The organism is Rhodococcus sp. (in: high G+C Gram-positive bacteria) (assembly GCF_049286785.1).
GTDB lineage: Bacteria > Actinomycetota > Actinomycetes > Mycobacteriales > Mycobacteriaceae > Rhodococcus_F.
In genome coordinates, this window is sequence record NZ_JBAQEO010000130.1 from 15,128 (window position 1) to 31,557 (window position 16,430).

At 67.4% G+C, this 16,430-nt stretch carries 2 protein-coding genes; one reads left to right on the forward strand and one right to left on the reverse strand.

Features of this window, described 5'->3' with window-relative positions; all coding sequences use genetic code 11:
* Positions 1 to 27 precede the first annotated feature (27 nt).
* Positions 28 to 1,641, forward strand: a complete 1,614-nt coding sequence (locus WAW17_RS05260) for an AMP-binding protein (protein ID WP_422331950.1) — start codon at positions 28 to 30, stop codon at positions 1,639 to 1,641.
* On the opposite strand, the gene WAW17_RS05265 is transcribed toward WAW17_RS05260, so the two are convergent.
* The coding region (locus tag WAW17_RS05265; RefSeq protein ID WP_422331951.1) for an amino acid adenylation domain-containing protein at positions 1,598 to 16,430 on the reverse strand (14,833 nt) is incomplete at its 5' end. The genes WAW17_RS05260 and WAW17_RS05265 overlap by 44 nt on opposite strands.

Here is a 16,430-nt window from a genome sequence, read left to right on the forward strand (position 1 = left end):
TCGATAACGCAATTCTCGGAGGTTTCAGTGCCCACCCTCTCGGCCGCGAATAACACACCGCTGAGCCCGCTGCGGTTCCTGGAGCGGTCGGCGAGCGTGTTCCCGGACCGCACGGCCGTCATCCACGGCGACCGTCGCTACACCTACCAGGAGTTCGGAGACGAGGTCACCCGCCTCGCACGAGTGCTGCGCAGCCGGATCAGCCCCGGAGACCGCGTCGCCTACCTTGCCCCCAACGTGCCGGAACTGCTGTTCGCGCACTTCGCGGTGCCGCTCGCGGGCGGCGTACTGATCGCCCTGAACTCACGGCTGGCGGGCCCCGAACTCGAGTACATCCTGAACCACTCCGAGACGAGCCTGCTGTTCGTCGACTCCGAACTGGTCGGCTCGGTGGCCACCGCGCGCGACAACGTGCCGAGCCTGCGGGACGTCATCGAGATCCCCGACTCCACCATCGAGCCACCGGTCGTTCCGGACGGCATCGTCACCGGGCTGTATGCCGACTTCCTCGCGGCAGCCGACGGCCTGGACGACACCCCGCTGCACTGGGGTGTGGAGGACGAGCAGCAGGTGATCGCGATCAACTACACGTCCGGGACCACCGGCAAGCCGAAGGGCGTGCTGTACACGCACCGCGGCGCCTACCTCAACTCGCTGGGCGAGACGTTCCACAACGGTTTCACCGGGTCCACGAAGTACCTGTGGACGCTACCGATGTTCCACTGCAACGGCTGGTGCACGCCGTGGGCCGTCACGCAGGCCGGCGGCACCCACATCTGCCTGCGCGCGGTGCGGGCCGACGCGATCTGGGACGCCATCGATACCCTCGGCGTCACCAACCTGTGCGGTGCGCCCGCCGTCTGTTCGACCATCGCCGGCGCCCCACAGGCGCACCCCGTCGACGCCCTGCGCATCACGACAGCGGGCGCTCCGCCGTCGCCCACCGTCATCGCACAACTCGAGGCGATCGGTATCAGCGTGGTCCATGTCTACGGTCTCACCGAGGTGTACGGGCCGTACACGATCTGCGAATACCAGGAGTCGTGGGACGACCGCACGCCCGACGAACGCGCGGCCCTGCTCTCCCGGCAAGGAGTCGGGATGGTGCAGGCGGAGAACGCCCGCATCGTCGACGAGCGGATGAACGACGTCCTCGCCGACGGCGAGACGATGGGTGAGATCGTGCTGCGCGGCAACAACGTGATGCTCGGCTACTACAAGGATCCTGCGGCCACCGCCGAGGCCTTCGCCGGTGGCTGGTTCCACACCGGCGATCTCGGGGTGATGCATCCGGACGGCTACATCCAGCTGAAGGACCGCGCCAAGGACATTGTGATCTCCGGCGGCGAGAACATCTCGACGGTGGAGGTGGAGCAGGCGATCATGACCCACCCGGCGGTCATCGACGTCGCCGTCATCGGTGTGCCGCATCCCAAGTGGGGCGAGCGCCCCAAGGCGTTCGTCATTCTCGGCAAGGACCGGACGGCCACCGCCGAGGACATCATCGACCACACCCGGAAACTGCTGGCACGCTACAAGGTTCCCGAGGAGATCGTCTTTCCCCTCCAACTTCCGCGCACACCCACCGGCAAGGTCCTCAAGTACGAGCTGAGAGAAGGCGGGCCAGCACAGGCCCGATAACGGACAGCGATTGCGGCTCGATCATCTCGTTGTGACTGCAGTCCACCGGGTGCTCGTCGATCCGGCCGGTCACGATCGGACGCCACTCCTCCGGTGACCGTGTACGGGTGGCGCCGTCCTCACGCGTGGCGGGGAAGATGAGCAGATCGCCGTCATAGACCTGGGGGACGAACTGGCGCCCGATCCGCCTGGAGAGCTCGTATCCCGCGCCGATCCGCGCGAGGTGAACGGCCGTCACGCCTGTCTCGGTGCCGAACATCGCGTTCAGGAGGTCGGCCGCCCGATCGTAGGTCAACTCGCCGTCCGGCACCTCGGTGTCGCCGACGCCCAGCCCCCTGAGCAGTTCCCGCAGGTCGAACTCGCCCGGCATCGGGTCGTCGACCCCCGCGGGATAGCTGTCCATGACGGCGAGGGTGGCAACTTTCTCGCCCGACCTCTGTAGGTCGACGGCCATGGCGTGCGCGATGACCCCACCGAGTGACCAACCCAGCAGGTTGTACGGTCCGGTGGGCTGGACGGCCTGCATTTCCTCGACATAGCGGTGTGCCAGTTGTTCGATCGAACGGTAGTCGCCGTCTGCGCTGATCGCGGGCAGCTGCAGTCCGTATACGGGCCGGTCGGCAGGTACATACTGCACCAGACCGGCGTAACCCCAGGACAGTCCGATTCCCGGATGCACACAGAACAATGGTGTGCCGCTTCCCTGCGCGCGCAGCGGAATCACCACGGCGAGAGCATCTTCCACACCGGAACTCAGGGCCGGGAGCTCGAGACGACGGGCGATCCCCGCCGGGGTCGGATCGAGGAACATCCACTGAAGCGGCACCCTCCGTCCCAGCGCGGCCTGCAGGGCGCTGACGATCCTGGTGGCGAGGAGGGAGTTTCCGCCGAGGTCGAAGAAGCTGTCTGCACTCCCCACCCGGTCCACCCCGAGAACCTCTGCGAACGCTTCCACCACGATGCGTTCGGTTTCCGTGGTCGGCGCGCGATATTCGGCAGCAGCCGAGCCGAACTCCGGAACGGGCAACGCCTTTCGGTCGAGCTTGCCCACCGGGGTCATCGGAATCTCGTCGAGCACGACCACCGTGGACGGCACCATGTGCGCGGGAAGGCGTTCGGACGCGTAGGTGCGCAGTTCCGCGGGCTCCACTTCCTGCCCGTCCTGGGCCCGCACATACGATGCGAGCACCGAGTCGCCCGACGGACCGGTGTGACCGATGGTGGCCGCAAAGGCAACCGCCGGATGGCGGGCGAGGACGGCGTCGATCTCCCCGAGTTCGATGCGGAAACCACGAACCTTGATCTGGAAGTCACTGCGCCCGATGTACTCGACGGTGTGGTCGGCGCGCCAGCGCACCACGTCTCCGGTCCGGTACATCCGGCCGCCCGGCTCCCCGAAGGGGCACGCCACGAATCGTTCCGAGGTGAGCACCGTCCGGTTGTGGTAGCCGCGGGCCACACCCGGCCCGGCGATGTACAACTCACCGTGCACACCGACCGGAACGGGCTGCAGTCGTTCGTCGAGGACCAGGAACGCGAATCCCCGGGCCGGCCGGCCGATGTTCACACCCTCACCGGGACGCATCGGTGCGCTGATACTCGCCTGGATGGTGGTCTCCGTGGGTCCGTATCCACTGTGCAGGCGCCGCCCCGGAGCCCACAACGCGACCACCTCCGGTGGGCACGCCTCACCCACCACGTCGAGGACACGGAGTGAATCGAGTCCCGCGCTGTCGAGGGACGCCAGCGCCGTGGGTGTGATGGTGGCATGGGTGACCTGTTCACGCCGGAACAGATCTGCCAGTTCGTTGCCGCCGTAGACGGTGGGCGGAACGATGACGACCCGTGCCGAGGCGCTGAACGCCATCATCAACTCGAACAGCGAGGCGTCGAAACTGGGGGAAGCCAGATTCGACACCCGGGACTCGTGCGTCACTTGGAAGCGCTCGCTCGTTTCCGCGGTGAAGTTGGCGAAGCCGCGGTGAGTGACGGTTACCCCCTTCGGTTTTCCGGTCGACCCGGATGTGTAGATGAGGTACGCCGCGTGAGCGAGAGACAACGGACTCGTCCGGTCCGCGTCCGTGACCGGTACCGCCGACACCCTCGCCACCCGCTCGGCGAAGTCCTCGTCGTCGAGCACCAGCCAGGGAACAGTGTCGGGCAGGTGGCGCCTGTGGTCTTTCACTGTGAGTCCGACCGAAGCCCGGCAATCGGTGAGCATGTAGTCGATGCGTTCGCGCGGGTAGACGGGATCGACGGGCACGAACGCCGCGCCTGCCTTTGTGACCGACCAGATCGAGATCACCGTCTCGATCGAGCGGGACATTCCGACTGCCACGAACGTCTCCGGTCCCACCCCGCGTCCGCACAGGACGCGTGCGACCCGGTTGGACCACTCGTCGAGTTCCCGGTAACTGATCTGCCGGTCGTCGCACGACAGGGCCACGGAGTCCGGGTCGAGCGCGGCGGCGGCCGTCAGCAGGTCGGGCCACAGCTCCGGACGCACGTCCGGTGCGCCGCGCGCCGGCACCATCGCCCGCATCTCCACCTCGTCGAGGAGGGGGAGGTCGCCGACAGGCTGGTCGGGGTTCTCGGTGACAGCGTCGAGAATCCGTACGAAGCGGTCGGCGAAGCTGCGGACGGTCGCGGCATCGAAGAGATCCGTCGCAAAGTCGATGGCGCCGTTCATCCCGGCCGGCGCACCGTTCGCGTCGAACTCCTCGGACAGGAGAAACTCGAGATCCATCTTGACGACGTCGAGTTCGGGATCGATTCCACGGACGTCCAATCCCGCCAATGTCAGGTTCGGCCGCTCGTTGTTCTGGAATTCCAGCGAGACTTGGACGATCGGCGAATAGGCCGTCGATCGTGTCGGCCCGACCGCCTCCACCACCCGCTCGAAGGGTACGTCGGCATGCGCGAAGGCACCGAGGTCGACGTCGCGACAGTGCGACGACAGGGCGGTGAACGACTCCGCCGCATCCACCCGGGCGCGCAGGGCGAGCGTGCCCACGAACATACCGACCAGATCGTCGAGTTCCGGTTCTCCCCGGCCTGCGATCGGTGTTCCGATCAGGACGTCGTCGGTGCTGCCGAGCCGTGCCAGGAGGATGGCGAGCGCGGCATGCACGGTCATGAATTCGGTGCAGCGAAGTCGTCGCGACAGCTCCTTGATGCGTCGGTGAAGGTCGCGGTCGACGGCGAAGCGGACGCGTGCGCCGTGGAAGGATTGCTGGGACGGCCGGTCACGATCGGTGGGTAGTTCCAGCAGGTCGGGCACGCCCGCCAGCGCGGTCCGCCAGTAGTCGAGCTGGGTCGAGATCAGCGAGCGGGTGTCGTCGTCCGAACCCAGTAACTCCCGTTGCCACAGGGTGAAGTCGGCGTACTGGACCCGCAGCGGTGCCCACTCGGGCGCGCCGCCACGGACGCGGGCCTCATACGCGGTCATCACGTCGCGCACCAGCGGGACCATCGAGAAACCGTCTGCCGAGATGTGATGCACCACGACGGCGAGTACGTGTTCGGTGGCGGCGAGCGTGAACAGTCCGACCCGCAGCGGAATTCGCTCCGTGACATCGAAACCCGCCGAGACCAGCCGGGCGATTTCCTCGTGTAGGTGATGCTCGTCCCCGACGCCGACGGGGGTCAGCGACGGCACCGCAGTCTCCACGGGCAGTATCTGCTGAACCGGCCCGCTCCCACGGACCGGGTACATCGTTCGCAGCGACTCGTGCCTGCCGGCGACGTCGGTCAACGCCGAGTTCAACGCTTGCACGTCGAGTTCACCGCTGAGCCGCACCACGATCGGGATGTTGTAGGCAGCCGAGGTGGTGTCGAACTGGTTGATGAACCAGATCCGCTGCTGAGCGAACGACAACGGAATATCTTCGGGCCGGGAGCGGGGTGCGAGCACCGGCCGGCCGGGCGACGCCGAGCCGGCATGCGCGATCCGCGCGGCCAGTGCGGCCACCGTCGGCGCCTCGAACAGATCACGCACCCCACTGTCGGTACCGAGCGACGCCCTCAACCGGGCCATCACCCGGGTCGCGCTCAGGGAGTTGCCTCCGATGTCGAAGAAACCGGCGTCGGCCCCGACACGACCGAGTCCGAGTACGTCCGCGAAGACTTCGGCCACCGTTTGCTCGATGGGCCCGGACGGCTCCCGGTATTGCGCTGTCCCGGAGAGCAAGTCGGGCTCCGGCAGTGCCGCGCGGTCGAGCTTGCCGACGGCCGTCAGCGGGATGCGCTCCAATACCATGATCGAGGAGGGCACCATGTAGGACGGCAGGCGGTCCGCCAGACGCCGGAGGAGTGCGGCGGTGTCGAGGGAACAGCCCGCCGCCGGCACGACGTAGGACACCAGCACGGTGTCCCCCACGGGACCGCGGTGCGGGACCGTGGCCGCGAACCCGACGTTCGGCTCCGACATGAGCGCGCCGTCGATCTCGCCGGGTTCGATGCGGAAACCGCGCACCTTGACCTGGAAGTCACTGCGGCCCACGTACTCGATGCTGTGGTCGGCCGTCCACCGCACGATGTCTCCGGTGCGGTACATCCTCTCGCCGGCCCGGGAGGGATCGGCAACGAACCTTTCCGCCGTGAGTGCCGGTCGGCGGTGGTAACCGCGGGCCAGGCCCGCTCCGGCGAGATACAGCTCGCCCGGAACTCCCACGGGGACCGGTTGCAGTCTGGAGTCGAGCACCAGTTCCGTCACACCGCGGATGGGCCCGCCGATGGTGATCGGTTCACCGGGAACCATCGGTTGGCTGATGTTGGACATGATCGTCGTCTCGGTCGGTCCGTACGCGTTGTACAGCCGCCGGCCCGGCGCCCAGCGTGCGACGAGTTCGGGTGGGCACGCCTCGCCGCCGAACACCAGGTCCGCGAGATGCTCCAGCCCGGCAGGATCGAGTGATGCAAGCGCCGCGGTGGTGACGAACGCGTGGGTGACCTTCCGGTCCGCCAGGAGCCGCGCGAGTTCCTCTCCGCCGAACACGGTGGGCGCTGCGATCACCATTGTCGCGCCGGCACCGAAGGCCTGCAGATACTCGAAAACCGACCCGTCGAAACTCGGCGTGGAGAAGTGCAGGGTGCGGGACTGCTGTGTCGCCCCGAAGCGTTCGAGCTGGTCGAGGGCGAAGTTGTCGAGTCCGCGATGGGTGACCACCACACCCTTGGGCAGGCCGGTGGAACCCGACGTGTAGACGACGTACGCGGCCGTGTCCAGCGAGACCGGACCGGTTCGATCGGCATCGGTCACGGAGGCTGCAGCTTGCTCTGCGCATTCGGTCGCGAAGCCGGGATCGTCGAGAGTCAGCCAGAGCGCGGTGCCCGGCAGCCGGTCTCGATGCTCGGTCGTGGTCACGCCGATGGTGGCTCCGGAATCGGTGAGCATGTGGGTGATGCGCTCATCCGGGTAGTTCGGGTCGATCGGCACGAACGCCGCTCCGGTCTTTGCCACCGCCCACACCGACACCATCGAGTCGATCGATCGCGGAATCCCGATGGCCACGAACGTCTCCGGGCCCACACCCCGCGCGACGAGTGCCCGGGCCAGACGATTCGACCGCTCGTCCAGATCGCCGTAGCTCACGTTCCGGTCCTCGTAGGCGCTCGGGTCGTGATAGCTCGGGTCGTGATAGCTCGGGTCGTGATAGCACAGTGCGATCGCATTCGGATCGAGCGCGGCCGCCTCTCCGAGAATCTGCGGCAGGGTGCGAGTCGACCCGCCCGGACGGCCACGGACCGGCATCAGGTCGGCGTGCTCCCGGTCGGTCAGCAGCGACAGGGCGGCCAGCGGCCGGTCCGGACGGGTACAGGCGTCGAGCACCCGCAGCACGCGCCCGGCGATGCCTTCCACTGTGTCCGCGTCGAACAGTTCGGGGAGGTACTCGAATTTCAGGTGCACACGATCGTCGACGGACGCCACCAGGCTCAGCGGGTAGTGGGCGGCATCGCGCGCGTCCACCCCGGTGACGCGCATTCCGGCGATATCGGTGTCCGTCGTCAGCGCGGCGCGGTCCACCGGATAGGACTCGAACACGGTCAACGTGTCGAATCCGGCCTCCGGCCCTGCGGCGCGCTGAATCTCGGCCAGGCCGATGTAGTGGTGATCCAGCAACGCCGCCTGCTCGGCCTGGACCCGTTCCAGCAGAGCACCCACCGTTTCGCCTGGCCGCAGCCTGATCCGGACGGGCAGTGTGTTGATGAACAGTCCGATCATCGTCTCGATGCCCGCCAACTCGGGAGGCCGCCCCGAGACGGTGGCGCCGAACAGCACGTCGTCGCGGGCGGTCAACGTTCCGAGCACAATCCCCCAGGACACCTGAACGAGTGTGTTCATGGTCAGTCCCCGCCCGCGCGCGACCTCACGCAGCCGGGTGGTGCGGTCCTCGTCGAGGTCGAACACCCACTCCTGGCCCATGGTGGACAGTCGCCGTCCCCGGTCCGCCGGAGCATTCCCCGTCGCTCCGCTCGCCCCGGCCGCGAGTAACGTCGGCCCCTCCACCCCGGCGAGAGCCCGCGCCCATACCGCCCGGGAAGCGTCGGTGTCCCGGTGGTTCATCCACGTCAGATAGTCGCGGTACCCCCGCACGCGGGGCAGCGACGACGGGTCGGCTTCGGTGGCGTAGAGCGTCAGCAACTCCGTGACCAGCAACGGCATCGACCAGCCGTCGAGAAGGATGTGGTGGTTGGTCGACACCAGCCGGTACCTGTTCGGCGCGGTCGCGATCAGCATGAACCGGATCAGCGGCGCACTCGTCATGTCGAAGGGGAGGAACCGGTCTTCGGCCAGCAGTCGCTCGATCTCGGACGCAGCCGCGCTCTCGCCCCGATCCGTCAGATCCACCTCGCGCCAGGACGCCCGGACCCGTTGCCGGACAACTTGAACCATGTTGCCCTCGGCGTCGTGCAGGAAGGCGGTGCGCAGGTTGGCATGTCTGCCCAGCAGGGTGTCGGCCGCGCGACGCAGGCGGTTCGAATCCACCTCGCCCCGAAGGTCGAGACTCACCTGCACGAGATAGGCGTCGACGGACTCGTCGGCGAGTTCGGAGTGGAAGAGCATGCCGGACTGCAGGGGCGAGAGCGACCACACGTCGCTCAGGTCCGGGTACCGGCTTTCGAGCGCTTCGATCGCATCCTGCCGGAGTTCGACGAGATCGAAATCCGACGGCGTGAATCCTCCGCCGCCCGCCTCCACGTGCGCGCCGAGGGCGGCGAGTGCCTGCATCCACAGCTGCGCGAGTTCGTCCACCTCCTCGCGGGTCAGGACGCCCGGCGGATAGGTCCACGTGGAGTCCAGCTGGGGCCCTTCGCCCGAGTCGACGGTCATCGCGTTGACGTCGACGGCGGCCGCGACCGGCAAAGTCGATCTTTCGCGCAGTCCGGATCGGTCGACCGGCATCCACCCGTCGCCGGTCTCCGCCGCGGTCGGGCCCAATCTACCGAGATAGTTGAAGCTGACCTGAGGTGGAGACAGCTGCGAAAGAGCCTGGGCTGTCTCGCCGTTCAGGAACCGGAGAAGTCCGAAACCGATGCCGTGGTCGGGAACGGCGAGGAGCTGCTCCTTCACAGCCTTGATCGCGGCCCCCGAGGACGGGCCTCCGGCGAACGCGTCGCCCAGGTCCACGCCGCTCAGGTCGAGTCGCACAGGGAAGATCGTGGTGAACCATCCGATCGTCCGTGCGAGGTCCGCCCCCGGCACCACCTGCTCTTCACGACCGTGACCCTCGAGGTTCACCAACGCGTCTGCCACCTCGATCTCCCGGCGGCGCCGCCATCGGATCAGTGCCATGGTCAGCGCCGTCAGCAATGCATCTCCCACACTGCCGTGAAAAGCCTGCGGCACCGACGTCAGGAGTGTTTCGGTCAACGGGGCCGGAACGCGTACCTCCACGTCCTCGGCGGTGACGGCGGTGTCCGATGCGGCCACCCGGCGTGCCCCCAACAGCGGATCGGGGCCGTCCGATATCCGTTGCCACAGTTCGAGCTCCGCTGTGCGGTGGGGTTCGTGCGCGGCGTCGACGAGGGCGTACGCCCACCGGCGCATCGAGGTCCTCGGCGGCTCCAGCGTGGGTGCCGCACCGGACTGCAGCTGCGTGCACGCGGTCGCGAGGTCGGGGATCAGGATTCGCCAGGACACACCGTCCATCGCCAGATGGTGGACGGTGATGAGCAACCGTCCCTCCGAGCCCGCGTCGAGCCACACCACCTGGATCATCACGCCCGACTCCGGGTCGAGCCGATCGAGCGCCGCGTCGAGTTCCTGCGCCGAGAGGGCGGAGAATCCGCCGTCCACCGGCACCCGGCGGACCACCGTGGCCGCCCGCACCGACCCTTCGGGTTGCACCTCCATCGACCAGCCCGATTCGGTGCGGGAGGTGCGGTACAACCGTGACCGCAGCACGTCGTGCCGGTCCAGCACGGCCTGCACGGCCCGCGTCAGGGTGTCTTCGTCGACTGCAGCGGGAACCGTGAACAGTGCGGTCTGCGAGTAACGGCGGAAGTCCCCGCCCCGGCTCAGCATCCATCGCACGATCGGCGTGAGCGGAATCTCGCCGATGCCGCCTCCCGGCAGCTCGTCGAGAACCACCGTCTCGTCACCGTTCCCGGCTATCTCGGCGAGTCCGGCAACGGTTTTTCGCTCGAACACATCTCGGGGGGAGATCAGCACCCCGGCGGCCTTGGCGCGGGTGACCAGCTGGATGGACATGATCGAGTCCCCGCCGATGGTGAAGAACGAGTCGTCGACGCCCACCGAGTCGAGGCCCAGTACCTCGGCGAACAGGTCGGCGAGGATACGTTCGTTCGCGGTGACCGGGCTTCGGCTCGCGGTCACCCGCTGCCCGAAGTCCGGTTCGGGCAGCGCTTTCCGGTCGAGTTTGCCGTTCACCGTCAGCGGCATCTCGCCCAGAACCACCACTGCTGCAGGAACCATGTGCGACGCCAGTCGCTCCGCAGCTTCGTCGATGACCGCCGCCGGTTCGATTGCGACACCGGCTTCCGGCACCACGTACCCCACCAGCCGATCCCGGCGTGCCGTCACCGCCGACTGCGCCACTCCCTCGCATGCGAGCAGGGCCGATTCCACCTCACCGAGCTCGATACGGTAGCCCTTCACCTGCACCTGGAGATCGTTGCGGCCGAGGTATTCCAGCTGCCCGTTGCCGTTCCACCTGCCCAGATCACCGGACCGGTACATCCGCGACCCCGGGGTGAACGGGTCGGCAACGAAACGGGTGGAGGTAAGTGCGGAGCGGCCGAGATATCCGCGTGAGACCTGCGCACCGGAGATGTACATCTCCCCGACCACGCCCGGTGGCACCGGATGCAGTCGTTCGTCGAGCACGTACACGCGCAGACCGGGCAGGCCCCGGCCGATCACCGATGCGGGTTCCTTCACCAGGTCTCGGTCGAGCGGCAGATGGCTGACATGCACAGTCGTCTCCGTGATGCCGTACATGTTGACCAACGTGGGCGCCGCGTCGTCCCGGCGCGCATACCAGCGCCCCAGTTGCCCGAATTCGAGGGCCTCGCCGCCGAAGATCACATACCGCAGAGACAGTCCGGGAGCACCGGCGAGGCGATCCGCCTCCGCCAACTGGTAGAAGGCGGTGGGGGTCTGATTGACGACCGTCACGCGTTCGTCGCGCAGCAGTTCGAGGAACTTCTCGGGTGAGCGCGCGGTGTAGTAGTCCACCAGCACCAGTCGTCCCCCGTGCGCGAGCGCGCCCCACATTTCCCACACCGAGAAGTCGAATGCGGCGGAATGGAACATGGTCCACACATCCGCCGGCCCGAAACCGAACAGCATCCGGGTGTTCGTGAGCAACGTGACGACGTTGCGATGCGAGACCTGCACGCCCTTCGGCCGCCCGGTGGAACCCGAGGTGTAGATCACGTACGCCACCGAGTCCGGGTGCAGCGGACGACGGCGGTCGTCATCGGTCACCGGCAGGGGCGAGAACCGTTGCACCGCCTTCAGTGTCTCCGGGTCGTCGACGACGAGCACCGGGACGTCGGTGCTGTGGAGAAGGTGCGCATCCGCGGCGGTGGTGAGCGCACACATCGGCCGGGCGTCACCGAGTATCAAGGCCAGCCGTTCCGTCGGCGATGCCGCGTCCACCGGTAGGTAACCGGCACCCGACTTCACCACTGCCAAGAGCGCCGCCACCAAATCGATCGAGCGCGTCATCCCCACCGCCACCAGGGTTTCCGGTCCCACTCCCTGCGTCACCAGCAGTCTCGCGAGTCGGTTCGCCCGCTCGTCGAGTTCCCGGTACGTCACCGACGAGCCGTCGCAGCGCACCGCGACGGCATCGCCCGCGGATGCCACCGCCTGGTCGAACAGCTCCGCCAACGTTATCGGCGGGACGTCGGTTCCCGGTCGACGGCCGAGCACGAGCTCACTTTCGGCCGGGTGCAGGATGTCGATGTCTCCCACCGGCGCCGTCGGGTTCGCGGTCACGGCATCGACCACGCGCACGAAGCGGCCCGCGAGAGCCTCCACCGACTTCCGGTCGAACACGTCGGTCGCGTAGCGGAATCCGGCACCGATCCCGGCCGGCGCCCCATGCTCGTCGATCCGCTCCGCAAGGCTGAGCTGCAGATCGAACTTCGCCACGTCCAGGTCGGCGTCGAGAGACCGGACGGTCAGCCCGGGCAGTTCCAGGTGTATACGGGCGGCGCCCTGGAACTCGAGCAGCACCTGGAACAGGGGTGCGTGCGCAGTGGACCGTTCGGGGGCGAGTTCGTCCACCAGCCGCTCGAAGGGAATGTCCGCGCGCTCGAACGCGCCGAGGTCCACCGACCGCACCTCGGTGAGCACCTCCGCGAACGACGATCCCGCCGCCACCGGCGTGCGAAGCACCAGCGTGTTGACGAACATCCCCACTACATCGTCGAGAGCCGCGTGGCCCCGGCCCGCGACCGGCGTGCCCACCGCCACGTCCTTCGACCCCGACAATCTCTCCAACAGCACGGCCAGTGCCGCGTGCACCACCATGAACAATGTCGAATTACTCTGGTGTGCAAGGTCGGTCAGAGTGTGATGGACGGCAGGTGGAATGTCGAACGAGACGACGTCGCCACGGAGGGATCGCTGCGCGGGTCGCGGCCGGTCCAGCGGCAACGGCAGCACCTCCGCGATGCCTGACAGGGTCCGGGTCCAGTAGCCGAGCTGCTCCGAGATCACCGAGTCGGACTGCTCCTCGGCGCCCAGAACCTCCCGTTGCCACAGGCTGTAGTCTGCGTACTGCACGGGCAGCGGTGCCCAGCCGGGCGCCTGCTGCTGCGTGCGTGCGGTGTAGGCGAGCATCACGTCCCGCGCCAAGGGTGTCATCGAGAAGCCGTCGGCAGCGATGTGGTGGACGACGATCGCGAGGACGTGCCGCTCGGGAGAGAGCCTGAAAAGCCTCACCCGGAGCGGAAGCTCCTCGGCGACATCGAATCCCGCACCGAAGAACGCGGTGAGCGAGTCTCGAAGCTCCCGGTCGGACACCGGATGCGGATCGAGGTCGGGAGTGGCGAGCGCCGAATCGACGATGACTTGGCGGGGGCCGTCGGCCGAGCCGGGAAACACGGTCCGCAGCGACTCGTGGCGCTCGATGAGGTCGCCGAGGGCCGTTCGCAGTGTCCCCGGGTCCATCACTCCGTCCAGCTGCAGGGCGACCGGAATGTTGTAGGCCGGCGAGGAGGTGTCGAACTGGTTGACAAACCACATGCGCTGCTGCGCAAGCGAAAGGGGAATCCGATCGGGCCGCGGCCTCGCGGTGAGCGGCGGAGCGGCGGAACCCGTCATCACGGTCGACTCGATCCGGCTTGCCAGAGCGGACACCACTGGCGCGTCGAACAGTGTCGCGACACCCAGACTCGTCTCCAGCACGCTGTTGATACGTGCCACCGCACGGGTGGCGCTGAGCGAGTCTCCACCGAGGGCGAAGAAACTGTCATCGGCTCCGACGCGGTCGACACCGAGGACCTCGGCGAAAGCCGTCGCGACCGCCTCTTCCACGGGGGTGGCCGGAGCGCGGAACGTTGCGGTGCCGAAGTCGGGTTCCGGTAGCGCTTTACGATCGAGTTTGCCGTTCGCGGTCACCGGCAACTCCGACAGCACCACCAACACCGACGGCACCATGTACCCCGGAAGCCCCGCCGCAGCAGCAGCGAGGACCTCCCCCTCGTCGACCTCCCCACTCACCGGCACCACATACCCGGCCAGATAATCGCCCGCCGACCCCCCACGAAGCACCACCACCGCCTGCGCGACATCCTCATGCCGCAACAACGCCGCCTCCACCTCCCCCAACTCCACCCGCTGACCCCGCAACTTGACCTGAAAATCCGTCCGCCCCAAATACTCCAACTCCCCGGACGGCAACCACCGCACCAGATCCCCGGTCCGATACAACCGCGAACCCGCCACCCCGAACGGATTCGCCACGAACCGATCCGCCGTCAGATCCACCCGACCCTGATACCCCCGCGCCAACTGCACACCCCCGAGATACAACTCCCCCGCCACCCCGACCGGCACCGGACGCAACCGCCCATCGAGCACATACGTCTGCGTGTTCCACACCGGCACCCCGATCGGCACCGTCACACCACCGGCATCCCCCAACCCCACCTCATGGAACGTCACGTCCACCGACGCCTCGGTCGGCCCATACAAATTGTGCAGCCCTGCCCCACTCACCCCACACCACCGCCCCACCGTGGCCGGCGCCAACGCCTCACCACTGGTCAACACCCGGCGCAACGAACCACACCCACCCACATCCGCCCCCGCCAAGAACACCTCGAGCATCGACGGCACGAAATGCACCGTCGTCACCGACTCCTCACGAATCACCCGCTCCAGATACACCGGATCACGATGCCCATCCGGCACCGCAATCACCAACCGAGCCCCGCACATCAACGGCCAGAACAACTCCCACACCGACACATCGAACGTCACCGGCGTCTTCTGCAACACCACATCATCCGAACCCAGCCCATACTCCCCCTGCATCCACAACAACCGATTCACGATCCCCTCATGCGGCACCACCACCCCCTTGGGCCGCCCCGTCGAACCCGACGTGAACATCACATACGCCGGATGCCGGGAATCGAACGGCGCCAACCGCTCCCCGTCCCGCACCCGATCACCGGAGAACCCGGACACATCCGCCCCGTCCAACTCCACAACATCCACACCGGCCCACACCCCCCGATCCGCCGCACTCACCAACACCAACACCGGATCCGCCGTCGCCACCACATACCCGATCCGCTCCGCAGGCAGATCCGGATCGATCGGAACATACGCCCCACCCGCCTTGATCACCGCAAAGATCCCCACCACCAATTCCACCGACCGACGCACCCCGATACCCACCAACGACTCCGGACCCACCCCGACCGAAATCAAATACCGCGCCAACCGATTCACCCGTACGTCGAACTCCGCATACGACAGCACCACCGCCCCGAACGACACAGCCACCGCACCCGGACTCCGCACCACCTGCGCATCCAACAAATCACCCACACCCACACACGGCACCGAACGCACCGTCGCATTCCACGACCCCACCACCAGCTCCCGCTCACCCCGAGCAAGAACCTCCACATCACCGACCGCGGTGTCCGGGTCCGCAGCGACGGTCTCGAGGATTACGGTCAGTCGCTCGGCGAACCGGGTGACCGTCTCGTGGTCGAAGACTCCCGGCTGGTAACGCAGGCCGAGCCGCAGTCGGGGTTCGAGGATCGACAGCAGCGTGAGGGGATAGTGGGTGGCGTCGCGGGCGTCGAGGGCGGCCACCCGCATCCCGGCGATGTCGGTGTTCTCGTCCAATCCGGAGGTGTCGACGGGATAGGACTCGAACACCGACAACGTGTCGAACAGGTTGCCCAGACCCGCGTGTGACTGGATCTCGCCGAGCCCGAGGTGATGGTGGTCGAGCAAGGACGCCTGCTCCTCCTGCAGGCGGGTGAGCAACTGCGTGAAACTCTCGTCCGGGTCCATCCGCACCCGCACCGGCAGGGTGTTGATGAAGAGCCCCAGCATGTTCTCCACACCGGACAGCTGCGGCGGACGACCGGACACGGTGGCACCGAAGACCACGTCGTCGCGGGAGAGATACCGGGACAGGAACACTCCCCATGCGGCCTGAATCACCGTGTTCATCGTGGTGCCGAGGCGCCGCGTCACCGCCATGAGCCCGTCGACCACCCGGGCGGGCAGAGTGATGTCGACCTCGCCGGGAACACCGTAGTGTGCCGCCGACGCCTTCGGAGCCACCAGCGTCGGCTCCTCGAAGCCCTCCAGTGCCCGTTCCCAGGCCCGAGCCGACGCGAATCTGTCACGGCTCGCCAACCATTCCAGATAGGTGCGGTACGAAGGCGGCTCCAGTAGACCGGCCGGAGCGCCGTCAGTGGCCATTCCGGCCGGAGCGCCGTCGGCGGCGTAACGCAGCAGCAACTCCCGCACCAGCAATGGTATCGACCAGCCGTCGAGAATGATGTGATGGTTCGTGATGGCGAGGACGTACTGCTGCGGTGCAGTCCGCAGCAGCGTCATCCGCAGCAGCGGGGGTGTTTCGAGGTCGAACCGTGTGCTGCGGTCCTCGTCCAAGAGCTGCCCGAGCTCGCTCTCCACGTCCCCATGCGAGGTCAGATCCACCTCACGCCACGGTAGCTCCACCTCGTCGACCACCAGCTGCGCCGGGACCCCGTGGTCGTCGTAGACGAACGCGGTCCGCAGATTCGGGTGGCGGGCCAGCAGCCCGGCCGCGGCGGCG